This window comes from Chryseobacterium sp. SSA4.19 (assembly GCF_022601875.1).
Taxonomy (GTDB): Bacteria; Bacteroidota; Bacteroidia; order Flavobacteriales; family Weeksellaceae; genus Chryseobacterium.
Genome location: NZ_JAKVIP010000024.1, coordinates 1 through 25984, shown reverse-complemented (window position 1 = coordinate 25984; position 25984 = coordinate 1). Strand labels below are relative to the sequence as shown.

Annotated in this window: 26 protein-coding genes; 14 read left to right on the top strand and 12 right to left on the bottom strand. The window is 36.4% G+C overall.

What is annotated here, in order from left to right; translation table 11 throughout:
* Nucleotides 1-95: 95 nt before the first annotated feature.
* Complete coding sequence (locus MKJ01_RS15170; RefSeq protein ID WP_241614947.1) at nucleotides 96-1607, top strand: PAS domain-containing sensor histidine kinase; 1512 nt, start codon at nucleotides 96-98, stop codon at nucleotides 1605-1607.
* Entirely contained in the window at nucleotides 1600-1965 is a 366-nt protein-coding gene (locus MKJ01_RS15165) for a response regulator transcription factor (protein ID WP_241614948.1), read from the top strand. Before MKJ01_RS15170 ends, MKJ01_RS15165 begins: the two co-directional genes overlap by 8 nt.
* Nucleotides 1966-2190: 225 nt before the next feature.
* Here MKJ01_RS15165 and MKJ01_RS15160 read toward each other — a convergent pair whose 3' ends face one another.
* The 3 genes from MKJ01_RS15160 to egtD are packed head-to-tail and all read right to left on the bottom strand — an operon-like array spanning nucleotide 2191 to nucleotide 4861.
* Entirely contained in the window at nucleotides 2191-2676 is a 486-nt protein-coding gene (locus tag MKJ01_RS15160) for a DUF4385 domain-containing protein (protein WP_241614949.1), read from the bottom strand.
* A gap of 9 nt (nucleotides 2677-2685) precedes the next feature.
* Entirely contained in the window at nucleotides 2686-3855 is a 1170-nt protein-coding gene (egtB, locus tag MKJ01_RS15155; RefSeq protein WP_241614950.1) for an ergothioneine biosynthesis protein EgtB, read from the bottom strand.
* Nucleotides 3845-4861 (bottom strand): L-histidine N(alpha)-methyltransferase, encoded by a 1017-nt coding sequence (egtD, locus tag MKJ01_RS15150; RefSeq protein ID WP_241614951.1) that lies wholly within the window; start codon nucleotides 4859-4861, stop codon nucleotides 3845-3847. The genes egtB and egtD overlap by 11 nt, the downstream gene beginning before the upstream one ends.
* 216 nt (nucleotides 4862-5077) lie before the next feature.
* Between egtD and MKJ01_RS15145 the strand changes: the two genes are divergently transcribed.
* Together MKJ01_RS15145 and MKJ01_RS15140 are read left to right on the top strand one after the other, a co-directional pair.
* Nucleotides 5078-6082 carry an SDR family oxidoreductase gene (locus MKJ01_RS15145; protein ID WP_241614952.1) on the top strand — a complete coding sequence of 335 codons (1005 nt, stop codon included), beginning with the start codon at nucleotides 5078-5080 and terminating at the stop codon, nucleotides 6080-6082.
* Between the two features lie 47 nt (nucleotides 6083-6129).
* Nucleotides 6130-6447 (top strand): hypothetical protein, encoded by a 318-nt coding sequence (locus MKJ01_RS15140; RefSeq protein WP_241614953.1) that lies wholly within the window; start codon nucleotides 6130-6132, stop codon nucleotides 6445-6447.
* Between the two features lie 108 nt (nucleotides 6448-6555).
* Here the strand turns inward: MKJ01_RS15140 and MKJ01_RS15135 are convergent, their stop codons facing one another.
* The 5 genes from MKJ01_RS15135 to MKJ01_RS15115 form a co-directional block, all read right to left on the bottom strand.
* On the bottom strand, nucleotides 6556-7920 hold the full coding sequence (locus MKJ01_RS15135) for a hypothetical protein (RefSeq protein ID WP_241614954.1): 1365 nt from the start codon (nucleotides 7918-7920) through the stop codon (nucleotides 6556-6558).
* Nucleotides 7917-8786 (bottom strand): hypothetical protein, encoded by an 870-nt coding sequence (locus MKJ01_RS15130; protein ID WP_241614955.1) that lies wholly within the window; start codon nucleotides 8784-8786, stop codon nucleotides 7917-7919. Before MKJ01_RS15130 ends, MKJ01_RS15135 begins: the two co-directional genes overlap by 4 nt.
* 67 nt (nucleotides 8787-8853) lie before the next feature.
* On the bottom strand, nucleotides 8854-9666 hold the full coding sequence (locus MKJ01_RS15125) for a hypothetical protein (protein ID WP_241614956.1): 813 nt from the start codon (nucleotides 9664-9666) through the stop codon (nucleotides 8854-8856).
* A 13-nt stretch (nucleotides 9667-9679) separates the two neighbouring features.
* On the bottom strand, nucleotides 9680-10237 hold the full coding sequence (locus MKJ01_RS15120) for a hypothetical protein (RefSeq protein ID WP_241614957.1): 558 nt from the start codon (nucleotides 10235-10237) through the stop codon (nucleotides 9680-9682).
* A 177-nt stretch (nucleotides 10238-10414) separates the two neighbouring features.
* The gene (locus MKJ01_RS15115; protein ID WP_241614958.1) at nucleotides 10415-10903 is read right to left on the bottom strand and encodes a hypothetical protein; all 489 of its coding nucleotides are present in this window, start codon (nucleotides 10901-10903) and stop codon (nucleotides 10415-10417) included.
* Between the two features lie 497 nt (nucleotides 10904-11400).
* On the opposite strand from MKJ01_RS15115, the gene MKJ01_RS15110 reads away from it, so the two are divergent.
* Entirely contained in the window at nucleotides 11401-12162 is a 762-nt protein-coding gene (locus MKJ01_RS15110) for a T9SS type A sorting domain-containing protein (protein WP_241614959.1), read from the top strand.
* Between the two features lie 196 nt (nucleotides 12163-12358).
* On the opposite strand, the gene MKJ01_RS15105 is transcribed toward MKJ01_RS15110, so the two are convergent.
* The gene (locus MKJ01_RS15105) at nucleotides 12359-12697 is read right to left on the bottom strand and encodes a hypothetical protein (RefSeq protein WP_241614960.1); all 339 of its coding nucleotides are present in this window, start codon (nucleotides 12695-12697) and stop codon (nucleotides 12359-12361) included.
* A 184-nt stretch (nucleotides 12698-12881) separates the two neighbouring features.
* Complete coding sequence (locus MKJ01_RS15100; RefSeq protein ID WP_241614961.1) at nucleotides 12882-13442, bottom strand: ferritin-like domain-containing protein; 561 nt, start codon at nucleotides 13440-13442, stop codon at nucleotides 12882-12884.
* Nucleotides 13443-13862: 420 nt separating this feature from the next.
* On the opposite strand from MKJ01_RS15100, the gene MKJ01_RS15095 reads away from it, so the two are divergent.
* Genes MKJ01_RS15095 through MKJ01_RS15080 form a run of 4 tightly spaced genes read left to right on the top strand, consistent with a single transcriptional unit; the run spans nucleotide 13863 to nucleotide 19896 of the window.
* Complete coding sequence (locus tag MKJ01_RS15095; RefSeq protein WP_241614962.1) at nucleotides 13863-15950, top strand: TonB-dependent receptor; 2088 nt, start codon at nucleotides 13863-13865, stop codon at nucleotides 15948-15950.
* A gap of 22 nt (nucleotides 15951-15972) precedes the next feature.
* Nucleotides 15973-16959, top strand: coding sequence for a hypothetical protein (locus MKJ01_RS15090; RefSeq protein WP_241614963.1), 987 nt, complete (start codon nucleotides 15973-15975; stop codon nucleotides 16957-16959).
* A complete protein-coding gene (locus tag MKJ01_RS15085; RefSeq protein ID WP_241614964.1) occupies nucleotides 16959-18686 on the top strand; it encodes an IucA/IucC family protein in 1728 nt (575 codons plus the stop codon). The genes MKJ01_RS15090 and MKJ01_RS15085 overlap by 1 nt, the downstream gene beginning before the upstream one ends.
* Nucleotides 18679-19896: an MFS transporter gene (locus tag MKJ01_RS15080; RefSeq protein WP_241614965.1), complete on the top strand. Its 1218-nt coding sequence runs from the start codon at nucleotides 18679-18681 to the stop codon at nucleotides 19894-19896. Before MKJ01_RS15085 ends, MKJ01_RS15080 begins: the two co-directional genes overlap by 8 nt.
* Nucleotides 19897-20001: 105 nt before the next feature.
* On the opposite strand, the gene MKJ01_RS15075 is transcribed toward MKJ01_RS15080, so the two are convergent.
* Nucleotides 20002-20538, bottom strand: coding sequence for a hypothetical protein (locus MKJ01_RS15075; RefSeq protein WP_241614966.1), 537 nt, complete (start codon nucleotides 20536-20538; stop codon nucleotides 20002-20004).
* Nucleotides 20539-20772: 234 nt separating this feature from the next.
* Between MKJ01_RS15075 and MKJ01_RS15070 the strand changes: the two genes are divergently transcribed.
* The 5 genes from MKJ01_RS15070 to MKJ01_RS15050 all read left to right on the top strand — a co-directional run bounded on the left by MKJ01_RS15070 (nucleotide 20773) and on the right by MKJ01_RS15050 (nucleotide 25218).
* Nucleotides 20773-21570: an alpha/beta fold hydrolase gene (locus MKJ01_RS15070; RefSeq protein WP_241614967.1), complete on the top strand. Its 798-nt coding sequence runs from the start codon at nucleotides 20773-20775 to the stop codon at nucleotides 21568-21570.
* Nucleotides 21560-22678 (top strand): PAS domain-containing sensor histidine kinase, encoded by a 1119-nt coding sequence (locus tag MKJ01_RS15065; RefSeq protein WP_241614968.1) that lies wholly within the window; start codon nucleotides 21560-21562, stop codon nucleotides 22676-22678. Before MKJ01_RS15070 ends, MKJ01_RS15065 begins: the two co-directional genes overlap by 11 nt.
* Nucleotides 22679-22884: 206 nt before the next feature.
* Nucleotides 22885-23406 (top strand): DUF1440 domain-containing protein, encoded by a 522-nt coding sequence (locus MKJ01_RS15060; protein WP_241614969.1) that lies wholly within the window; start codon nucleotides 22885-22887, stop codon nucleotides 23404-23406.
* A gap of 189 nt (nucleotides 23407-23595) precedes the next feature.
* Nucleotides 23596-24561, top strand: a complete 966-nt coding sequence (locus MKJ01_RS15055) for a hypothetical protein (RefSeq protein WP_241614970.1) — start codon at nucleotides 23596-23598, stop codon at nucleotides 24559-24561.
* A gap of 6 nt (nucleotides 24562-24567) precedes the next feature.
* Nucleotides 24568-25218: a hypothetical protein gene (locus MKJ01_RS15050; protein WP_241614971.1), complete on the top strand. Its 651-nt coding sequence runs from the start codon at nucleotides 24568-24570 to the stop codon at nucleotides 25216-25218.
* A 157-nt stretch (nucleotides 25219-25375) separates the two neighbouring features.
* Here the strand turns inward: MKJ01_RS15050 and MKJ01_RS15045 are convergent, their stop codons facing one another.
* Nucleotides 25376-25921: a hypothetical protein gene (locus tag MKJ01_RS15045; RefSeq protein WP_241614972.1), complete on the bottom strand. Its 546-nt coding sequence runs from the start codon at nucleotides 25919-25921 to the stop codon at nucleotides 25376-25378.
* Nucleotides 25922-25984 lie beyond the last annotated feature (63 nt).

Sequence of the window (25984 nt, the reverse complement as noted above, 5' to 3'; positions counted from 1 at the left end):
ATGCGAATATGCAAAACTTTATGATTTTACTCATATATTTGCAATGATGTCAATAATAACCGTACAATTTGGAAACATCACAAAAAAGACCCTTTATGATGGATAATAACCTTGATATTTACATTCAGGCACTGAATTCGGCAAATTCCGGTATTATTATTACTGATAATACCCAACCCGATAATCCTATCATTTATTGCAATACGGCCTTTGAAAGTATGACAGGATATTCTTATGACGAAATCATAGGACATAACTGTCGTTTTTTACAGGCCCAGGACAGATCACAGCCTGAAAGGAAATATATTAAAGAATGTATCAATAAGGGGACCGAGTGCAAGGTTGAGATTAGAAATTACAATAAAAAAGGCCAGCTGTTCTGGAATGAACTCTACATATCTCCCGTAAAAAATAACGAAGGAATTATCACGCACTTTATCGGTGTACAGAATAATATCACCGAACGTAAAAAATCAGAACATGAACTTCGTGAAGAAAAATCTTCTGTTGAAAAAAAGATTCAGGAACGTACGAAAGAACTGGTGGAAAATGAAGCTTTCCTTTCAAGTATTATTCAGACGGTCCGAGAGAGTTTATTAGTATTGGATGCAGACTACAGGGTATTGAGTGCAAATAATCATTTTCTGAGTTCATTTAAGGTAACTTCAGAAGATACGGTAGGAAAAATTTTATTTGAACTGGGAAATCACCAGTGGGACATCGACTCTTTAAAAGAGCTGCTGGTAAAAATCCTGCCGACCAATAACCCGGTTATCGATTATGAAGTAGAACACGATTTTCCTCATATCGGGAAAAAAGTGATGTTGCTGAATGCATTCCGTATCGAATTCGAAGGACAGTTTAAGGACAGGATATTAATTGCTATAGAGGATATTACTGAGAAAAAAGAAATTGACCGCAGGAAAGATGATTTTCTCTCGATAGCCAGCCATGAACTCAAAACTCCTTTAACAACTATAAAGGGTCTTGTACAAATGCTTCAGAGGATGCTTCCTCAAGGTGCTTCTGAAAGATATAACGATACACTTGATAAGGTTTCCGTCTATGTTGACCGTCTTAATATCCTGATATCTGATCTCTTAGACACCTCTAAAATTCAGTCAGGCAATATTGAATTACATAAAGAACCTTTTAAAATCGATAAGATTATCTATGATACGGTTGAAAATCTCTCATTAGCAGCGCCGAACCATAAAATTTCTTTATCTGGATCTACCGGTACAACCATTTTAGGGGACGAGCTGCATATTTCTCAGGTCATCAATAATCTGATTTCAAATGCCATTAAATACTCTCCAGGTTCAGATAAAGTAGACGTTTACATAAACAGGGTCGGCGATTTTATAAAAGTTTCTGTAAAAGATTACGGAATGGGCATTAATGCCCAAGACAAAACAAAAATTTTCGAAAGATTTTTCAGAGCAAGAGATATCCAGAAAAAATTTCCCGGTTTGGGTATAGGACTTTATATTTCCCATGAGATTATTGCCAATCATAACGGAACACTTTGGGTAGAGAGCGAAGTTGGTGAAGGGTCAACCTTCAGCTTTACTTTACCTATAATGAAAAATGATGAAAATGAATAGCAAAAAAATCATCGTCTGTGATGACGATCAGGGCATACTGGATGTATTACAGATGCTCCTTGAAACAGAAGGGTTTATTGTTTTTACGGAAATTAACAGCACCAATCTTATAAAACAGATTCAAAATAACTCGCCTGATCTTATTTTGCTTGATTTATGGATGCCTTTGTTATCCGGTGACCAGGTACTCAAGGCAATCCGTAGCAACAATGAGATAAAAGACCTTCCGGTAATTGTGTTATCTGCCAGCGTAGACGGCAGTGATATTGCATCAGATGCAGGAGCCAACGATTTTGTGGCAAAACCTTTTGACCTTGATGATATTATTTCTAAAATCAATAATTTATTGGCCGTTTAATTTTCTTAATTTCGAGGACGGTTTAATTCATTTTTAGAATATAACAGTCCTTTTATCTATAGTCTATTTTAATTAGTCTGATGGTTTTTCAACTGTAAGATTATACCGACAGCTTTATTATTTAAACTATTATTCTGCTGGTACGGTTTATACATTTTTATAATAATAGTTTAGAAAAACCGGTTTTATATAATTTTTTTCGGCTTCTCTTAATAAGTATTTTGTTTACCCTTTTTGTTGCTTCCACCTCTTTTTCATTTCAGCATATTGAAGATCAGCTTCGGCTTCCTTCCACTTATCATAAAAAACTGATGCGGATTTCGCTTTTTCCGGATCTCCGTTTCCTCTTTCCAAAATTGTATATCCGTTTTCTTTATCATATTTTTTTCCGCCCTTATAATTGTAATACCGTCGTGCCCTCGTATAACCCATCTGCAGATATTTCCTGGACATATCCGCTCCTACAAACTCATCATTTTTTAAATATTCTTTAAACATCCTGAAAATCTTTTCAGAGCTTTCCTCAGCAATTTCAACAGTTTTAAAACGCCAATACGGTCCAATTTCACTTTTATAAGGTTCACAGATAAGAACTCCCTGCTCACCCTTTCCTACCCGGTACAATTCAGGATGGGCACGGTAGTCAATATCAGGCTTCCAGGAATAACCCTCTGAATTAAAATCCAAATAACTTGGTTTCTGCTTTTTCATCGCTGAACATTATCTGGCCAGCCTGATTCCCGAAAACTGCCATTGCAAATCGGCCTGAAAGAAATTCCTATACGTCGGCCTGCTATGACCTTTGGGAGTTGCTTCAGAAGCTCCGCGTAAAACCATCTGATTAACCATAAATTTACCGTTGTACTCTCCTACTGCTCCGGGTTCTTTTGTAAATCCCGGATAAGGAAGGTAAGCACTGTTCGTCCATTCCCAGCGCTTTCCCCAATCAAAAGCGAAAGATGCAATTTCCCATTCCTGTTCAGTGGGCAGACGCAGCCCCTTCCAGGAAGCATATGCCGAAGCTTCATAAAAACTGATATGGCAGAGCTCCTGATCAGGATCGATTTCATGTAGGCCGTTTAATGAATACATCATCCATTTTCCGTCAATATAATGCCAGTACAATGGTGAAGTCATGCCTTTATCTTTTACCCAATTCCATCCATCGGCATGCCAATGTCTGAAATCAGTGTATCCGCCGGCTGCCATAAATTCAAGATATTCTCCATTCGTTACCAAATGATTTGAAATTTCAAAATCATTGAGATACACTTTATGCCTTCCCAGTTCGTTATCAAAACAAAACCCTGTCCCTGAAAAACCAACTTCGTATACTCCTCCGGAAAACGGGATCATTTTTTGATCTCCGGCTTCGATTTTCTGAATTGTTTCATTCTTATAGATCGGAAAAAGAGGATTATGTCCCAGAATAAATTTAATATCGGTCAAAAGCAATTCCTGATGTTGCTGTTCATGGTTAAGCCCAAGTTCCAGCAGTGGCTCAACAGCTTCAGTCATATATTTACTTTCAAGGAATATGGCCATTTTATCGTCTACATAGTCTCGGTACCGGTAAACATCTGCTACAGATGGACGGCTAAGGTTCCCCCGGTCCGTACGGATAATGCGTGCTCCTATTGTCTCATAGTAACTGTTAAATACAAAATTGTACTGAGAATCAAACACTTTATAAGAAGGGTCATACGGCTGCAGGATAAAAGTTTCAAAAAACCAGGTCGTATGGCCCAGATGCCATTTGGGAGGACTGACATCCACAATAGGCTGTACTACATAATCTTCAATTTCCAAGGGCGCGCATATATCTGTAGAGTGTCTACGGATGTCCTGATATCTTTTAACTAAAGAGATGATGCTTGTCTTAGTTTCCATAAGTATTAACTTTAAGGTCGTCTTTTTTCCAGATGCTGTCTACAAACCAGCTTTTAGAATCTTTAATTTCTCCCGCCACTTTAAACCCTGTTTTTTCTGCAAGCCGGCGGATTTCATCATGAGAAAACTTCTGTGAAACTTCCATATCAATGACTTCATTCTCTCTAAACAAAATACTCTCATCACCGATAGTTACCTCCTGATCAGTGAGACTGATCAGAAAACTGCGGCATGATCCGCTGAGAGGGTCATATGTCTGGTAGTGCTGAAAATGATCAGGATTAAAATTACCTCCAAGCTCACGGTTAATTCTTGATAAAAGATTAAGGTTGAATGCCGCGGTAATTCCTGCTGGGTCATTATATGCTTTCAACACGGTATGAGGATTTTTCTTTATGTCAAAGCCAATAAAAATGATATCTTCAAGACGCAAAATCCGATGCATCTCACGGCAGAATTGCTCAGCTTCCTCCTTATTCATATTCCCGATATTTCCTCCAAGAAATAAAATTACTTTACGTCTTGAAGACATTGCCGATGCTGTTTTCAGCATTTTAAAATATTCCCCTTCCAATGGAATAACGTTGAGTTCAGGCAAATCTTTATTAAGATTTTTTTTAAGCACAGAAAGAATATTTCCGGATATATCAATAGGCATATATGTAAAGTCGGCTCCTTTTTCAATAAGATGTTTAAGGAGAAAAGTAGATTTCATGGCATCGCCGGCTCCGAGTTCAATAAGATCGAAAGCACCGTTGTATGCCTGAATCAAATCTGCAAGCTCCGGAGTTTTATTTTTAAAGATATCCAGTTCACAGCGTGTAAGATAATATTCCGGCATTGCCATTATCTTTTGAAACAGTTCATCCCCGGTTTTGTCATAGAAATATTTTGAAGATAAATGTTTCGGATTGCTTTTAAGGCCTGTGAGAACGTCATTAAGAAAATGATCTGACTGATCATTTCCGTTCATGGTTTCAGATTCTTCAGGTAATGGTAAATTCATATCTGTAATGGTTTGGCAGTTAAATTCAGCAACTATCTTGCCGCCCTTGCTGTGGAGCATTATTATTTATCAATCACAACAATTGCTGCAAGTATCCAAGATATAACTTATACCACATTATTTAAAAAAAAGATAAAGAACAGCAGCTTGGAATGTTCATTGCTCTTATACGGTTAAGGCTTTATGTACAGCCTACCACACCACCAAATTAATCGTATGGAAAAAACAATCACAAGAAGAAATGCGCTCAGCAAGATCGCAGCGACCATTGCGGTTGCAGCAGTGGCACCGCAAACTCTGGCTCAATCACAAAATCAAAATTTGAGAAATACTACAGGACCCGATCTTACGGATCCTACCACCAAATACCCTAGGCCTCCTTTCAAAAGCCAGTTCCAGCCTTTCCCGGGATTGGCAGGTAAAATGGACCCGGTGCCTGATCATGGCGAAAAAAGTTATATCGGATCCGGAAGACTGATGGGAAGAAAAGCATTGATTACCGGAGGAGATTCGGGCATAGGCCGTGCCGCAGCGATTGCGTATGCACGCGAAGGCGCAGATGTAGCTATTAATTATCTTCCTGAAGAAGAATCTGATGCGGCAGAAGTGATTGATCTGATCAGAAAAGCAGGACGAAAGGCTATTGGCATTCCGGGAGACATCAGGGATGAGGAGTTTTGCAAAAAACTGGTTTCACAGGCAGTACAACAGCTTGGAGGGCTTGATATACTTATTAACAATGCCGGACATCAGAAAACGAACGAATCCATTCTGGACATCAGCACTGAAGCATTTGACCGGACCATGAAAACCAATATCTATGCACCATTCTGGATTACGAAAGCAGCCCTGCCTCATCTTAAGCCCGGATCGTCCATTATCGGACTTTCCTCTGTTCAAGCTTATGATCCTTCAGAGAATTTATATGATTATGCACAGACCAAGGCTGCAACCACAAGCTATGTAAAGTCACTGGCCAAACAGTTAGGTCCGAAAGGAATACGGGTAAACGGAGTTTCCCCTGGGCCAGTTTGGACAGCACTTGAAGTTAGCGGTGGACAAACTCAGGAAAACCTGATAAAATTCGGAGCGGATACACCCTTAGGAAGACCGGGGCAACCGGCGGAACTGGCTTCCATTTTCGTCCAGTTAGCTGCCAATAATGCAAGTTTTTCCACAGGACAGATTTATGGTGCCGCAGGAGGAAGCGGACAACCTTAAATTAACAATCAATTATAAAAATATTATTAATTTCAAAACAATATATTATGAACAGCAAGATAAAAATAGCATTAGCTTTATTGGGAACAGGAACCTTAATCTGGGGATTGAGAAAAAGAAAAAACAATAAATTGAAAACATTCACTGCTCCTGACGGAAATACCTACAAAGAAAACCAGATGTATCGCACCAATGATAATAAAGTGTTTAAAAATGGTAAAGAAATGCGTTTCACCACTCCTATACCTGATAGCCAGAATTCTTCCGCTAATATATATAATAATACAGCAGAAAATGGGTCTAAAAACTACCAAGCAGTAAATAAAAATGTTAACTATCATCAAAAAGGTGTAAGACATCATTAATCAGTTTATTAATTAGTAAAACAATTGCTCCGGCTATCTTTTGAGATAGCCGGAGCAATTGTTTTATGCAAATTGTTACATGTTTGTGGATGCAACTTCACAAATTTATCACCTAGATAACCATCTGACGGCACTCTGATAAATTGTATTTTCATTGTTTAACGGAACTTTTGTTACACTAAAGGTAGTACTCATTGTTTTATCAATATCCCCTTTCGGAGAAATTAAAACAGATCTACCTTTATAAGAACATTTTAATAAATATCTTCCGTTTTCAATAGCTCTTAACCTGACAATATTAAGATACTGTTTTCTTCCATAGAAGGAATCATTCATAAAATCCTCACTTGTCAGTAAAAGTAATTTATCTGAATTGATCGAATTCTCTGCGATAAAATCGGAAAATAAAATTTCATAACATACGAAAGGAAGTGAATGTATATTTTTTTTCATTTTGTAAGCATCATCATTATTATTCTTCAAGTAGTTAGACATTCCAAAGAAGGGAGTAAGGATTTTAGGCGTATATTCTGTTATCGGTACATATTTTTTTTTTGTCCTGAATAAATAGCTTGATTTGTCTATATAAGTAATACCATTAAATTTATGGACAGAATCATTTATGATTTCTGCTCCAAATAAAAGTTTATAAGGATTTTTATTCAGGAAACCAGCTAAAAGATAAGAAAAATCGCTATATTCTAAATCTTTTGAACTTGTAGAATAAAACAATTCCGGGGTCAATACTATCATTTCTTCATGATATTTTTTTCTCTCAAGAAATTCTAATAACATTTTAGCTTTATCATAAGCAGATGAATTCGTATTATTTTCAGAGGGTACTAGACAAGCAACATATTCAGATTCCGTATTACCCGGATCGTCTTTAAGGTACGAAAACAGAGACCACAGCGGAAATATAGATAATACAGATATTAATAAATATTTTTTTTTCCTTTTGTCAGAAATTATGATCAGGAAAACAACATATGACATTCCTATAAGCCACATCGTCCCTCCATAAACACCGATAAAACGATACCACTGTACTAAAAACCATTGGTTTGCTAAAACATTTCCGAAAGTCAGCCAGGGCCATGCAATATCCCATTTTGTCAAAAGCCATTCACTCATAGGCCAGATAAATATCAAAAGTATTTTATTGTCAAATTTCTTTATGTTGATATGGGATATTATCACAAAGAAAAAGGTCATAAGAGCAGAATTTGTCCCATAGGTAATAATAGAATTAACAGCATCTACAGTAAATAACCAAAATGTCGCAAAAACATTTAATGTAAGAAAAAAAGGAAATACATATAAAAATCTGGAAACAAAATTATAAGACTGAATTCTATTTAAAATCTCATATAACAGTACTATATTTATAATAAAGACAATTCCTAAATAATTCCAGGAAATGAAGGCTGAAATTCCAAATAAAATAATAAGCCATATATATCTATAGGTCATTTCAAAAGATTTTTATCAAATGTGTTAGAATAGAATCCTGCCTCACGTTCAAAAAAGTTTTGATAATAATAGGTTGAGCTATTAAATTCTAAATTATTCAAAATAAAAAAAGGTACATATCTGAAGTCAAAATGCACATACTTGCTTATGGTATTCAATGCTTTGCTTTTTGATTCAAGACGGGCTAATGGCTTATATAAGAAACTTTCAGTTACGGAGAAATCATTAGCTTGAAATATATGGATTACTTCATGAGGGATTAGCTGCTGGTTTTTATCCTCTGAAAATTTATATACTATAACACCTGGATAAGTTGCTGCAACGGTATTATTCTGATCGAAGAGAGCGCTCGTATTTGAAAAAATAACCTGTCCGTTTTGTAAAGATTTTGTTAATTCAAATTTAGACTTTGATTGCGCAGCTACACCAATAGTATATATTAAGGCAATAGGCATTATTTTATATTTTACATGAAATCTGTCTTTTGTAATAAATTCAATTCTGTTAAATCCAATATTAATATGCCAAGATTCCCCAAATGCTTTATTTAAAGCAGCATTTTCTTTTATTGAAGTACCTGAAGCATTGACTAGTTTTGCTGCCCACATCAATTTCCAGTCATTTTCTTTTTCGGAAAGTCTAACTAACCTTTTACTTTCAAAACTTAAATACCCGCCTACAGCGCCCTGATAAAAACCTTTGAATGCAATTTCCCCAAGTTTTTGATCTTTTTTTTTATTGATAATTGCTCCTACTGCTCCTGTAATTGCTCCGATGCTTACATTATAAATAAATTCCTTACCATCTGATGTATTTTTTGCCTGAGAAAAAAATGATGATAAAGGGAAAAAAAGGAAAAGCATCAATAGATAATATTTAATCATCGTAAAATTTGAAGGCTGCCTCGTAACGACAGCCTTCTTATTATTGTTATTAATAATTAATCTGATAATCAGCACGCACCGCACTCAGAGCACCAACCGAAGTGTCATTTACTACCGAACCTGAAGAGTCAATTGTATAGGCCATTCTTCCTATATAGAATGAAAGAAATGAACCTTTAGGGAATTTTTCAAGATCTTCCTCTGTAACCGTATAACTACCATTATCATCAACTTTATCATATACAACTTCATTATTTGGTTTAGATTCTCTGATGGTAAGATCTTCCTGCTCATAAGGATTATACTCAATCCCTAAAATTATTCCATTTTCATTGTTAACATCTTTATTCCAGGTAATGACAGTGCCAGGAACCAGCTTTCCGTTTTCAAGTCCTGACACTCCAACTTGTACCAAATCAGGAATATAGACATGGATACCTGCGGCTCCTTCTTCTGCATTTTTACTTGCTGAATTGGATAATGGGGAAAATATCAATTTACCGTTTTTTTGAATCAGGCTTATTTTTTTTCCAAAAAGGCTTGAGTTATCTTCATTACTGATCCAGGAATTTCCAAATTCAGAATAGTTGACCGGTGAGGTAATATCTCTTCCACTGAAAGAAACAGCTAATGGTTCAGAGCCGATAGAACGTGATAAAATACTGAATAATCTCTTATTTGAATGCAGTCCTCCTAAATTTTCAATAAGTATATGGTTTTTAGCCTTTGAATTGTAAATTTTAGATATAACATCTTCGTAGGTCGAAACATTTTCGTCTGCTTTACCGATATTAGTGTTTTCATTAGAGCAAGACATCATTAACAATGCCGCAAAAGCAAGTGAAGCGAATATTTTTTTCATAGTTACTCTTTATTTATTGTCTCGACATAAATGCCCATTGATTAAAGTTCCAATTACCGGCATATCCGGCATTAAAGTTTTGTTCGGTTGTCCATTTTCCTCTGGCCGAAACATTATCAGTCCAGAAATTGTTTCTAACTTCATAATAATCAACAGTTACTTTATAATTATGGCCTCCAGGAACAGCGACATCAATTGTTGTTTTATTAGGATTAGCAACATCCCATACTTTAGTTTTCACCCCGTTGGTTCCCCATGTTGAACTATTTACATTTCTTACAGTAATAACACAGTAATATTTATATTGATCATAGATTGTCTGTGCTGGACCATTACCGTTTCCGGATCCAATGTAAGGAGGGGCAGGACAAGGAAGGTTTCTGAAAGAAGGTTTAGGTAGTGCGCTTACTGTTTGTAAAGAAACAGTAAGAGTTTTATCTGCAATTGCAGGCTGTGGCGTTGTAGGAGCTGATGGCAATGGATTTTTAGTACGTCCTGAACTTGCAATCATACAAATGGAGCCTATCAGAACAATGGCAACAATCGGTCTCAATAATTTTTTTTTATTCATGATAATTAATTTAAATTTTGCAACATTAATTCAAATTATAAATGTTGCGCTTTATAATTTGCATAATACTAATGGATGACCAGTCCTATGTAGTCAATAAAATAATTAGGAAATAATGATGTAGTAATAATATATTTATTACAGGAATACATAATATCGGACATACAAAGACTCCGATCAATTTACATTTATATTGTAATATGGATAGGTATTAGAAGAATTAAAAACAAATGGTGACTCAAATTTCAGCTCATTATTTTTGTAAACTTTTACCACTGCCGTTACCTGCTGAGCATTTGAATTCTTCATTGTAATATTGCCATTTATAGCGATCGATTTTATATTTGGGCTAGTCTCAAAATTTTTGTCAAAAGGTGAATTTTGCGGTAATAAAAAACGGTATTCTGCATCAGATATCTTTTCAGAATTACTGACTACTACCCCTTTAAGAGAAGGTTCAACAGGTGATTTAACTGTTGTTGAGATGGATAGACGCTCTTCCCAATTCTGTATATCTCCTGAATATTTAATCTCAACCTTATAAGTTGAAAAATCGCTATTGCCAGCTACCTCTTCATCTCGATCATTACAGCTGATTACACTAAAGGATACAGAAAGTATTAAAAGAATGGAGAAAAATGAATACAATACTCCGTTTTTTTTCATGCTAAAAGTTTTTGTAAATGTAAATAATTATTTAATACAAATTTGAAAAATTTCATTCTAAAAATACAATTAATTAAAATATTAACATGTAATGTGATAAAAAATATACATATATCACTAATGATCACTTAATTTGATAATATATACACAATTTATTCACCCTGAAAGAAACAACAAAGAAATAAAAAACAATTTGATTGTTTGAAATCTTCCATTTTTAGACTTATACATATCATATATATCACAATAAATTGAAAATTAAACATATAAACCATTCATTGATAATTTAAGAATATTAGAATTAAAAATAAATGTAAAATAAATCAAAAAATATGGTATATTAATATGAATTTGGTATTTATTTTGTACTTTTTATATCGAATCAACTAAATATTAATTTTATGAAAAAAGTATTTACTTTTATCGGACTTGTTTCGATAGCTGAGTTTTCCAATGCTCAGATTGTGATTAATTAAATTTATACGGGAGGCGGTATCTTGGGTGCAACGTTGACCAATGATTTCATAGAACTGAAGAATATAGGAGCTTCCACCTCTACCCTCACAGGAGCTACTATACAATATGGTCCTGTTTCAGGGCCGTTCAACCAGTATCATACATTACCTACTATTACGCTTGCTCCCGGGCAAACCTATTTAATCCAGGAAGGTTCTGATGGCGGCGGTATCATTAATCTTATTAACCCTAATCTTATTGTTAATTTAGTTCTTAACTTTGATGGATCAAGCCCTACGGTAGGATTAGGTATAGGACTTGCCCTTACTTCAGGAAAAGTGGCTTTGGCAAGCAACACCACACAGGTTACAGGACCTACAGCATCGAATGTTCTGGACTTTGTGGGATATGGTCTGGCAAATCAGTATGAAGGTTCAGGAGCGGCTCCTTCTCCAAGCATCCTGAACTCGATTACAAGAATTTCAGGAGATACGAATAATAACAATATAGACTTTACCGTTACGCTTCCTACACCACAAGCCGGAGCACTTGCTGTTAGTGATGTATACAATCATTCTCCACGATATGAATTTGTTAAAAATTCTTTAGTAAGGAATAATGAAATAGTATTCGGAACAGATGTAAAAGACCTTAAAATATATTCAATTTCAGGTCAGTTAATTAAAACTTCTTCTGTAAAAGCAAATGAAACTCTAAATGTTGCAGATATGCAGAAAGGAAATTACATTATTACAGGAACCGTTAACAATCAACCGGTTTCTCAGAAAATTTTAAAAGACTAGCTTAGCATTTATTATAAAACCAAACAGCTGTCCATGGACAGCTGTTTTTTATTTTAATTAATATTTTATATATTCAAAATGTTTTATCTTATTTCTATGAGTGACATCAGCACTACATAGCTTTTACATGTTATTGAGTAACATATCATAAAAAATATCCTTCTGGTTTTTAGAAGGATATTTATTTGCATTTTGCTTAGTTCAATTTTTCTGCGGTAATATATACTTTGCCTTGTTCATCTTTCCAGGAAGGCCCTGTTACTGTGATTGTATCTCCCACATTATACCGTTTAAACTGGATCCCGCTTTTCTGAAGATTCACCATGCTGATGGTTATAATATATTCTTTTCCGCTGGAATTTTTAACAGTAGCCATGTAACCGTCTTTACCATTTTCAATATGAGTTACAGTTCCGCTTACAGCTACTGAATTTTGACTTTCAGAATTGCTTGGCTCGTTCATTTTAGAGGCTGTGCAGCTGATGATACTGACTGTAGATAATAGCAAACATGCTGTAAAAATTATTTTTTTCATGATCTATTTTATTCCTAAAGATAACTTTAAGAAATGCATGTTTCAAATGGTGTACCAAATCATTTAATGCAGCACTTTGCGCATCAAAAAAATTCGCCTAAAAATACAAAGCAGAGCAAATCTCTGCTTTGTATTTTTATAAAATTGAATGCTTATCTCGGCAACGGCATCAGCATTTGAAAATTTATTCCTGATCTTCGTCTGCAGCTTGGAAATTGATAGAGTTGTATGCTGATTCAGTCAACAGTGAATCAGCTTCTTTTTCTTCTGCCAACGTAGCTTCTAAAAGTGACGCAACTTCATCTTCACCAAGTGTTCGCGCAAAAGCCGCTAAGGTACCGTATGAAGCAATCTCGTAATGTTCTATTTTTTGTGAAGCAGAGATAATTCCGGCATCACGAACCGGCCCTGCCTCAGTTTCTTCCATAATACCCTCTCCTTCTTTAATGAGGCCTTCCATTGCATCACATTTCTTTCCCCGATTGGATTCTCCGAGTATTTCAAAAACCTTTTCCAGTCTCTGAACCTGCCCTTCTGTTACAGCAACATGTTCTTCTATTGCTTGTATGAGTTTAGGCTCAGTAGCATTCTTAGCCATTTTAGGTAAAGATTTTACAAGTGCTCTTTCAGCATAAATAATGTCTTTAAGCTCATCAATAAACAATTCTCTAAGTCCTTCTGCAGCAGAAGACTTGGCAGCTATTTTGCCGGTATTCCCGTTTTCCCGGGTTTCTGTCTTTTTCATAATAATAGGTGTAAATGGTTTGCTCTGATGATGCATGCAAATCTGATACCCCAAAATCTAAAAACTTTGTGATGTGGTATTTTTTTGAGAAATAAATAAAATTAAAACGATATTTCAAAACCAAAATTCATAATAAAAAAGTTTCATCAAATACATAATAAAATAACTGATTTATTATTACGAAAAATGCATTAATTGAATTATCATAACATATTTCTACTAAATATTTAGTGAACAGAAATTTGCACATTAATCAGTTTGGACTGTACGTATACTCAGTTTCATATCTGGAAATAGTTAAAAACATGATCCCAATTGTTGTAAAATCTTCCAAATATACATCATGACAAATATCATTATATATTAAACCTACCACACAATAATTTTTTATTTATATTTGTTCTAAATTAATATAAGGCCGTGAATAAAAAATACCCGTTGCTTGCTGTAGTGCTACTCTCTACTACATCTTATGCCCAAGAAACTAAAAAGGACACTGTTAAAACAACTTCTTTAGATGAAGTAATCATTACTGCAACGCAGAAATATGGTGAAAAACAAAGTACAGACATTGCAAGGATGCCTTTAAAAAATATTGAAAATCCGCAGGTGTACTCCGTAATTCCAAAAGAAATTATTAAAAATCAAATATTGGTCAGCAACCGTGAAATAATTAATAATGCAGTAGGGGTAGTTGCATTTAATAATCCTACCGGAGCAATTACTGCCTGGATAAGGGGATTTGAAACGAGAAATGCCATACGTAACGGAATGGCTACCCAGTTCAGGGCTGAATCTGATCCCATCAATATCGAACGGATGGAGGTGGTAAAAGGCCCTACAGGTACCTTGTATGGTGCAAATGCCGTTTCTTTCGGCGGTCTTATCAACAAGGTGACCAAAATACCTTACGACCAGCAAAAAACCGAGTTTGCCATCTATGCAGGAAGTTTCAATTTAGCACGGTTAACAGTTGACACCAATCAGCCGTTAAACAAAGACAAGTCGGTTCTATTCCGTCTGAATGCGGCTTATAATTACCAGGATACCTTTCAGGATATAGGATATTATAAAAATACTACTATTTCTCCAAGCCTGATGTTCAAAGTAAACGATCGGTTCAATGTTCTCATCGATGCGGAATTTGCCACGGTAAAAAATACGGCCATGCCTTACCCTAACTTATCAGGAGGTTATTTTAAAAACTTTAATGAAATTCCTCTTGCTTATGATAAGTACATAGGAGGTGAAGATGTTGATGCCAAAACAAATGTTACCAATATTTTTGTAAAAGCCGTGTACAAAATTTCCGATCACTGGACTTCTTCCACTCACATTAATTCAAGTGCGGGCTTTGTAGATTTCAGCTATCTGCTTTATCCCAGATGGACATCAGCCTCAACGATTGAGCGAAACGTCGGATTATACAGCGGCCGGAAATTATCTTTTATGCAATTTCAGCAGAACTTCAATGGAGATGTAAAAATTTTCGGTTTACGAAACCGGATCTTGCTCGGTGCCGACTACACCAAAACCGATACAAAACTGAATTTTCAATGGGTCAAGTATGATGATATTGATGTGAATAAAGACTTTGCACCAATTACCCGTGCCAAAATTGATGCAATCTTAGGAAGCGGAAATGCAGGACACTGGAACAGTACGGAGTATAACAGCAGTGTCTACCTTTCTGACGTGATTAATTTTACAGAACATTTAAGCGTTTTGCTGAGCGGCCGTTTTGATCATTATAAAAATGATCCCAGTATTGCAAATAATACCAAACAGGATGACGGCTATGAGCAAAACTTCTTCTCTCCAAAAATAGGAATTGTCTATGAATTATTAAAAGACAGGTTATCCTTATTCGGAAATTACATGAACGGATTTATCAATCAGGGACCGGTAAGTCAGCCTGACGGTTCACAGCTTGTTTTAAAACCGAAAAAAGCATATCAGCAGGAATTAGGGCTAAAAGCACAATTGCTGCAAAAAAAATTATTCGGCACACTTAGTTTTTACGAAATAAACGTAAACGATGCTACATTTTCAGATGCGAATAATTTCACACAGCAAAACGGTGAACAGAAAAGCCGTGGATTTGAATTTGAGCTCATCGCACAGCTCAATCATTTAAGTCTTATCTCCGGAATAGCCTATAATGAAAATAAATTCATTGACGGAGAACCAGGTCTTATTGGGAAAGGAGTGCAGGGATCACCTAAAAACATGTATAACCTTTGGGCTGATTATAAAATCCCTGAAGGATTCCTTCAAAATATCCGCATCGGTGCAGGAGGAAATTATGTAAGCAGTGTTTACTGGGATGCCGCCAATTCAATTATTATCCCTCATTACACCATAGTCAATGCCAGCATCCTGTATGAAGGTGCAAATTGGTCCGCCGGCCTCAAATTTAACAATATTACTGACCAAAAGTACTGGAATAGTGATGCACAGGCGCAGAACCCACGGAATGTTGTAGGTACCGCAAGTTTCAGATTTTAAAAAAACCATAAAATTAATAACCATGAATTTCAGAACAAGAAACATCCATACCTGGATGATTATTGAAAAGTGCAAGCAGATGGACATAGAATGTACATTTGTAGTGCCACAGAAAGAGGATTTTTTAGCGTTGAAAAAAAATGGAAAAACCATTATGATCAACCGTGCGATCTCACCTTCACTAAGGTATATCCCAAATGCCATTACAGAAGATAAAATTACCTGTAACTATATTTTACAGCAGAATGGATTTCCTATCCCACCTTTTATTTTCATAGATCAGGTTGATGATTCTGCATTAGATTTTCTCAGCACCCATTCAGTGATCGTAGCAAAGCCTTTTGACACCAACAAAGGAGTAGAAATTCACATGAATATTGTAGATCCGTATCAGCTGGAATCTGCAGTAAGCCATATTAAATCGGTAAGCCAGAAAGCCATTCTCCAGAAGCAGGCCAAAGGAAGAGATTACCGGATACTACTGATTAACCATGAAGTGGTTGGTGTTTTATGGAATGAATGGCCTTTTATAACGGGAAATGGCGAAAATAGTATTTCCGAACTTATAGAAATTGAGAATCACAAACGTTTTAATACTAAGGTGGACGTATATGGTAAACAGACGGAAATGCTGGTTGAAATTTCTGAAGATTCCGCAGCAGAGCTTTTAAAATCAAATGGCTATAGCATAGATGACATACTTCCTTATCAGGAAAAAAGATATGTCGGAAACTGTGGCAATGGCTGGTCTGGAGCACTTGCTCATGATGTGACAGACGATATAAATCCGCAGATCATAAAAAAGGCAATAGAAATTACCCGATTTCTGGACATTGATGTGGCTGGGCTGGATATTCGCTGTGAAGATATTACACTGCCGTATGAACAGTCAGATTTTAATGTTATAGAAGTCAATACAAGACCCAGCATTGTTGACCACGAATTCCCTACCAGTGGTAAGCCACGAAATGTTACTGAAATTTATCTTAATTATCTTTTTACCGAGTGATGAAAGCAGCAAAAAACGCTCACAGCAAAATCGCGCAGAAGGAGATTACAAAAAGACTGATCAAATCCCTGATGAATGAACGTGAACATTCCGAAAATGGTGATGCTCAATATAAGACGAACCACAAGCAAATCCAAATTTTTGAGATTAAGAAAACAAACACCTTCTTAATTATTTTTCAGGGAAAGCACAACAAGCAGTCTGTTATTGAAGTAGACGAAAATGGAAATTTCCGCCCTGTAGAATTCCGGTCTTTTCTTCATCACATTTTTGATCTGTGGAATGTTCCGGATGATAAAAGAAAAAAAGTATTACATGAAGTTTCAAATTCATATCAGAACATGAAAACCGCATTTGAATGGGAGGAAAAAAATCTGCCGTTCCTGCTGTCTGAAATAGATAACATTATCAACTGCTCTTCATTTAGTGAAATTGATAAAGCATTACGTGCCTCCGAAGCAATTCCTTTCACAGGCCATCCGCTGCACGTCTGCACAAAAACAAAATTCGGGTTATCAAAAAATGAAATCTATGAATATTGTCCTGAATTTTTCCCGAAAGTAGAACTACCGTTGCTATCCGTTAAAAAGGAATATATTAAAGAGTACGGCAATGATGCTTTATGGATGTCTCATCTGAAATCCACTACTCTATTGCATTTTAATGATGATGAAACTGTTTTCCCCGTACACCCATGGCATTTAAAAAACATGATCTTTCCTTCGCTCAATAAAGAATTTAAAGAAGGAATCATCAGACTGAATGAAGAAAAAATAGTGGCCTATCCTACACTCTCATTCAGAACACATGCACTGCAGATCAATGCTGAAGAAAGAACGGGTTTACATGTGAAGCTTCCTGTTGCCATTCAGGCAACCAGTGTGTTCAGATTACTTTCCGAAAGGGACATTTACAATGGGATCATCTTTTCTGAGAATCTTTCGATATATTCAAAACAATTAGAATCTGTTTCTTTAGGAAAAGGAATTATTGTTAATGATGTATACGGATCGCATCTTACCGAAGAGGTGAAAAAGTTCCGGCAAGGTCCGCTTCTCTCATTTACGCTTAGAGAAAACCCGTCGCTGTATGCTTCAGACAGCGAAAAACTGGTAGTAGCATCTTCTCTCACTCATGCTACAGCCTATATTGAAAAGTCATTGCTGATAAAATTTCAGGAAAAATCCGGACTTGGAGCTTTGGATTATCTGGAACGGTTATTATACGTCATCCTTTATCTGCCTATTGAAATATTCCTGAAGCTGGGTATTGCACTTGACACTCATGGCCAGAACTGCCTCATAAGGTTTAACCGTAATTTCATTCCGAACACTATGGTGTACAGGGATTTGGGAAGCATTCAGATGGTGAAGGAATCCTGTATGGTACAATACATGAGCACCAATCTGACCGATCCGGCTAAAACCATTTTATCCTATCAGGACTGCATTGATGAGTTCTTCCATTCATTATATTATAACCTCATCGGTCATATCATTGATTTTTCGGCTGAGTATTATAATATGGATGTTAACCTGCTTTGGAAAATGGTAAAAAACATATCATTGGAGATCATAGAGACAACCGAATGTGCAGCAGCAGATAAAATCAAGTTTAAAGATTCTGTACTGAAGACAACCATTCCCGTAAAATCACTTTTAAGAATGAGGATATTGGACTCCACTGTTTTCAGTCATATTCCCAATCCTTTACTTAATCATGGGTAAAGTGAAACTCAACAAATTTTACCGCTCTTTTTTATACTGTACCTGTATAGGAGCTTTAGGGGAATATATGGCATTAACCACCTTAAGCTGGTATCTGCTTGAAACGTATAATGACCTTTCCATTATCGGGAAAGTTCTTTCTTTTAGAATCATTCCCCGGTTTTTCATGGGATTTGTCGGGGGATATTTAGCCGATCTTCATAACAAAAGAAAAATGATGATCCTGCTGTATTTTTTAATTATGTGCACTTCTCTGCTGCAGACCATCTTAATTTCGGTTGACGATCAGCCGGCCTGGTACTATTTAGCAGGAATTTTATTTTTAAGAAGTGTGTTTGACGGTGCCGAGCCTAGTATTAGAAATGCAATTTTACCTCATATTGCAGATAAGTCGATGATCACAAAAGCTGTGGGTTACTATGCCACAGGGCTGAATCTTGCAGCAATTGGAGCGCCAATCTTGGCGGCACTGCTTATACAGTATTTCCAAATCCATATTGTATTCTGGATCGACTGGCTTTTGCAGATCCCCTCTTTTATCATTCTTTTCAAAATTCCCAAAATAACAGAGGCTGCAAAGCAGGGAATTAAAAGGTCGTTTATAAGTTCATATAAAGAAGCGCTTTGTTTTATTTATCATTCTGAAATTCTTATGAAGTGCTTTATAGTGAGTATTCTTATGATGCTCGTTATGTTTCCTTTTGACGCGATGATTTCCATTTACGTTAAAAATGTATTATTATCGGACATTAAAAATTTCGGGTATTTATCAGCTGTTGAAGCTGTAGGAGCAGTTTTGGCAGGAAGTATCCTGCACAGGGTTTTTAAAAATAACAGACAAGGCATCCGCATGTGGTATCTGATTGGCTTATTCTGTGGCGTATTGCTTATTATATTATCTATAAGGCCAGAGATAATTTTTATTTATGCAATCCTATTTTTACTGGGTTTATTCAGCCAGTTATTCAGAAGTTACAGCAGGGTACTTTTCCAGGAAAAAACTCCTGATCATCTCAGGGGTAAAGTAATGTCTGTGATCATTTCCGACAGCAGTCTGATTTCCGTAGGCCTTTTATTGTTTACGTATGTCGCAGAAATTACGACAGTAACAAAAAGCTTCCTTGCCATGGGAATATGCTCTGTAACCGTAATTCTTGTTGCTTTGATTATCAGCAGGAGAAGAAAGCCTCAGAAATATCTTAGAGTATAATCTGTAGAAATAACAACAACACGATAAAGCAGTCAGATTACAGAAAATTAAAGATAATCTTTTGATTATGAAATTGTTTTAGTAAATATACTCCAGTAATCAAGATCAATTGACAGCAGGATCAATCAGCTGGGTGACCAACTGCATCGCTTTTAAAAGGTTCTTGTGATCAAAAAGTAAAACGGTGTAACGGCTCTCTTTTTTAAACGTAAGTTTCGAACCGCCCGAATATTCAGTATCCTCTCCTAACTTTTGTGTTTTTGCTCCATAACTTCTGAATTTGGCAACACATTCCTGAAGTGTAGTTTTATTCATAGTAAGTTTATACGGAAGCCCCTGCAGAATTACAAATTTATCGTCAGGAATAGTAAAAAACATTTCATTAATATTTTTGCTTGCATCAAGGCTGCAATAAAGCTGCAAGCCCGATGGAGTTACCCATCTGACATATTTCTCTTCATTAGCATCTTCATAAAAATCAGGTTCTTCTTTTAAAACAGAAGAAATACTTTCAGTAGTCTGTGGAAAAATAAATTCAGAATTTTTATTTAACAGGGAACCTAAGCCCGCATTTTTCTGTGAAAAGACCGTCAGGCTTATAAACTGGAAAAGCAGAGCCAGTACTAATGTTGATGATTTCATGTGTATTTTTTTATAATTTGATAGTTAAAGATATTAAAATTAACGAAATGAGAAAAAAGAATACAGTAATTAAGACCCATATTGGTCATTCCATCAGTAATTCCATGACAGGCTCATCCTGTGCTTCAGGCCATTAAAATAAAATCCTCATTTACTTCAATGCCGTTTTGAATTTGCAATAATGAAATATGTTTGTTTTGAATAATAAACTATCTTTGTGAAAAGCTGTCGTATATGAGTATACTTAAGAGAAACAATGTCGTTGTGGGTGGAACCGGAGACACTGTGATGATGTTTGCCCATGGTTTTGGCTGTGATCAGAACATGTGGAGGTATATTTATCCTGATTTCCAAGACCGCTATACAACCGTTCTCTTTGACCACGTAGGATCCGGAAATTCCGATCTTTCAGCCTATTCATTTCAGAAATACGACAGGCTTGAAGGCTATGCTGAAGACATTGTGGAAATTGCCACTGAACTAAAGATCAAAAACGGCATTTTTGTCGGACATTCGGTAAGTTCTATTATGGGCATTATGGCCGCTGGCATGGCTCCGGATATCTTTAAAACTCTTATTCTGGTAAGCCCCTCACCGTCTTATATCAATCAGAACGATTACATCGGCGGCTTCAGCAAACCAGAGATCGATGAGCTACTGGAATCAATGAATAACAATCACTTGGGATGGTCAATGTCGATTGCTCCTGTTATCATGGGAAATCCTGAAAGAAAAGAGCTTCAGGATGAGCTTGCCAACAGTTTTTGTAAAACCGATCCTGAAATTGCCAAGCATTTTGCCCGCACTACTTTCCTGACCGATAAACGCGGGATCCTGCCTTATACCAATGTTCCTGTATTGATCCTGCAGTGCAGCAGTGATGTGATTGCACCGGTAGAAGTGGGCCAGTATATGCATAACCATATGCCTGACAGCAAACTTGTTATTATGAATGCTACGGGACATTGTCCGAATCTTAGTGCTCCGGAGGAGACTATTTTAGCTATGAACAATTATTTACATGGACAGTAACTCTATCCTTTCTTCATCCGCCGAAGATTTTGAAGATTTTTTTGAATCATCATTGTGCGGCTTTATCATTACAGACCGGGAAGGTAAAATTATCCGCATTAATAAACGTGCAGCCGACTGGCTTAATATGGAGCCTGAAACACTACCGGGAAAACGTTTTTCTGACCTTTTGGCTGTCGGAGGTAAAATTTATTTTGAAACCCATCTCTGGCCTTTGTTGCGGATGCAGGGATATTTTGATGAAGTTGCTGTGGAACTGGCAGATTCCGGGAGAGGGAAATTACCCGTTTACATAAACGCATATGAAAGAAAAGATGAAAATGAAAACCCGCTTTTCATAAGGTTTACCATTTTCCGGGCTACAGACCGCAGGTTGTATGAAGAAAATCTCCGGATGGCCAAACAGCTTGCGGAAGCCAACCTAAAAATGGAACAGCAAAATGCCCATATCCGTGAGCAGTTCATCGCAGTTCTCGGACACGATCTCCGGAATCCGCTTAGCGGAATTATGAGTGCGGGCCAGCTGCTTGCAAGAGCCAAACTGGAAGAGCGTGAACAGAAGCTTGTTAGCATCATTCAGACGGGATCAAAAAGAATGTACGAAATGATCAATGACATTATGGATCTTGCCAGAGGACGCCTGGGAGGCGGTTTTCCCATTGTTCCTGTTGAATCTGATCTTGAGCAATTGCTTAATCAGGTAAGTGGTGAACTGAAACTCGCCTGGCCGGAACGCGTCATTCAATCTGATTTTAATATAAACCAGCCGGTCATCTGTGATCCGGGACGTTTATCCCAACTGGTTTCCAATTTACTGGCTAATGCCATCATCCACGGTTCCCCCACTGCTCCAGTGATTATACAAGCTGCGGTTAATGAAAATATTTGGGAAATCTCAGTAATCAATGAAGGAGAGCCAATTCCACAGGAGGCATTGCAATCTCTTTTCCACCCTTTTCACCGGGAAAACAAAAACAGCCGATCCAGCCGAAACGGATTGGGACTGGGTCTCTATATTGCTTCTGAAATAGCGAAGGCTCACAATGGTACACTAACTGTAATGTCGGATGAAAAACAAACCTGTTTTACTTTCCGGGTTCATGCATAAAGTTCAATCAAAATCTGCTGGTTAAATTAAAATATGAACTATTCTCAGTAATGATGTAGACCATAAAATATTTTCAAAAAGAAACTCTACAGGAAGCTTAAACGCTTACCCATGTTTTCGTGGTATAATTTTAGCAAGCAGATATATTGCTGCAACAGCATAAAGTCAGGATGAATACCTGTTTTTATTTACTAAAATATTTACCAATGAATATAATGACAAAGAATATTTTAAAAGGAATTGCCGTTGGATTATTTGCCTCGTTAATAAAATCAATCGTAGAACCGCCATTACAAAAACTGGGTGAAAACCTGTTCCCGCCGGAACCTGACAAACTTAAACTGAAGGGAGCCGACGTAATCCGCCAGCCGGGCAATATGCCTCCGGCAATCCTTGCTAAAAAGGTGTACCGTGCTGTTACCCACAACAGACTTTCCTACGATAATACTTTAACATCAATGAAATGCATCCACTACATGTTAGGGACAGCAGTGGGCATTACGTATGTTGTTTTAGTAAATAATAATAAAAATTTAGAAATCGACGGAGGCATCAAAGCAGGAACAGCAGTTTGGGCGTTGACACATGGTTCCACTGTTCCTGTGCTGGGTTTGCAGGGGAAAGTCTCTGAAATGCCAAAGTCCTGGTGGGTATGGGAATTCGGTTCACACTTAATTTTCGGAATTGCCATGGAACAGAGCAGAAAGCTGATCAATATATGGATATAACAGAGGATGGTTCCGGCTCAGTTTCACAAAAACCCCATCGGTTATTTTTAAATTAAAAGATGAAATTAGAAAAATTTGAATAAATTTGATCTGTAAGATATCAATATCAGTTATCAATATAGCCCATACCGATTGTGACTTTAAAAGCCCGATTAGCTATAACGTTGACTGATCATTAATTCAATGAACATGAAAAACGGATTTATTATATTTTGGGGTGCTTTTATAGCCTATTTTATATTTATTCATCCCTGCATCATATACTATAACGTCCCCCATTCCAGTAATAATACTCCTAACGGAATGCTTGCCCTATTTTTCTTAGCCTTAAGCTGTATTCTTTGGGGCGCTTCTTTAGGTTATACCTTATGGCTTATTTTAAAAAACAGTTTTTTAGCCAAAAAAAATCTTACCTATATTGAACAGTCAGGAAGAAGGGTCCAGGCGATAATAAAGGAATCAAAACTGATTAATAAGCATCAGTCAGGTCCGGTTTCAAGAGAAATTGTGCTTGACATCAATAATTTTTCGGGTCATGACATCCTGCATTCTATGATCATCAGAGATACAAGACCTGAAGAAAACAGATTTGAAACAGGAAAAATTATTTACCTGAAAGTTGATGATACATTTAAAAGAAATCCTTATCTCTTTTTAGAGGGTTCTCAGGCAAAAGTCAATTATCTTTTATTTCTGGTGTGGGGCATATTCCTGGCAGGAGTAATTGCCTATTACCGCTACGCTTATGCAACTGAAAGTGGCGGCTTGGGCTGGAGGTTTTTGGAATTGTTTCATCCTTTGCTTGTGATACCTGCCTGTCTCATCTTTTTTCCCGGTATCATGTATTTGATTTTTAAAATTTTTATCATGGGCAATAAGACGACCCGGGAACAATTACGGTTGAAATTTTGGGGCCAGAAGGCCATGGCCGATATTATTTCGGTGCGGCAGACAGGAACTTACATCAATGAACAGCCTCAGATAGAATTTGTACTTGAGTTCAAAGATAAAATGGGAAAGCTGATTAAAACAAGCAAAAAAGAAATTGTCGATTTACTAAATCTCGGAAATGTTTCCTCTATGAAACAAAGAGAAATATTGTATTTGCCTGATAACCCCGAAAACTTTAGTTTTTTTGATGAAATTAATAATTAAATTCCAATGAAAAATATTTTTTATATCCTGATAATCCCGGTGATTCTGGTTTCCTGCAAAGATTTTAAAAAAAGCATCGACGATACCTTAGATTCTCAAAATACAGTCGAAAGTTCTCAAAATAGAGCAGAAGCAGATTCTGCTGATAATACGGACGTCATCATCGAAAAACCAGTTGAACAGCCAATTCCTTTTACCTCTCAAAAAGAAAAACTGGAGCTGGCAGAAAAACAGCTTCGAGACCTGAATCAGTTTGCGGGTAAATCCATTTTTATTTATCAATTCATCCATTTTTATGATGACGGAAGAATCATCACTAAACTTCAAAATCCTGAAAACAGCAATTATGTAGATGAATATACATATTCGGACGGACAGTGGCAAACTCCAAAACCGGTTGTTCTGTCAAAAATGGATGATGTACAGGGTTCGCTGATCAATCTTGATAAACTTCCTTTTAGAAATGTCACTAATGTATACAGGGCTCTTTCAGAAAAGAGGAAAGAAATTGAGAGTCATTCTGAAGATTATACCATCTATGCCGGCAAAAGAAGAAATACGATCCAATGGTACCCGCAATCCATCGAAAATGAGCGTTATAAATATGATATTGAATATCATGAAGACGGGACACTGAAATCTTTTGAACAAAGGTAATACGAAACTGTAAATATAGTGTTAGCCTGACTATTAATCCTATTGGAAAATACTCATCAATTATTGATGAGTATACTAAAATTATCATACTATATCAGCTAAATTTAAATAAAAAACCGATCAATAATTTTTATTTTGATTGGTTCATTCAATTCTGTCATTTAATCTGGGAGAAGACGTAAAACATTTCAGCACCAATCTGTAAACTCCTTTCATGATACACTTTTGTCTGTTCAGGAGTACGGTCAGAAACTTTGGGATCTTCAAAAGTAATGGGAATATGCAGATCAGCCCCTTTAATGAAAGGATGTTGACTATCTGCCTGTGAACAGGTCATAATCGCAGCAAAACCATAAGCAGGATTAAAAGAATTATCATATTTTTTAGAAAACCCTAACACCGGATGTACATGCTCATCATATTTAATTGAATATACAGGATTTACGGTATCAGAAATTTTTGTAATAAAAAGCCCCTGCATATTCAGTGTTTCCACAACTTTATGGAACATTGCGGTTTCCTCTGTACCACCGGAGTAACAGGTAACATTGGGAACATTAAAATACGCACTGGCCACCTGTGCCCAGACTTGTGAAAAATGACTTCTTCTTGAGTTATGTGTACATATGAAATTAATATCGATTGATCTTTTATCCAGTAACCGTTTCTGAATAAAATTAATCAATGGGAGACACTCTCCCACAAAGTGTGTAAGTTAAAAAGTCAGGGCTTAGATTTTATAATCTGAGCCTTTCTTCAAAAATAA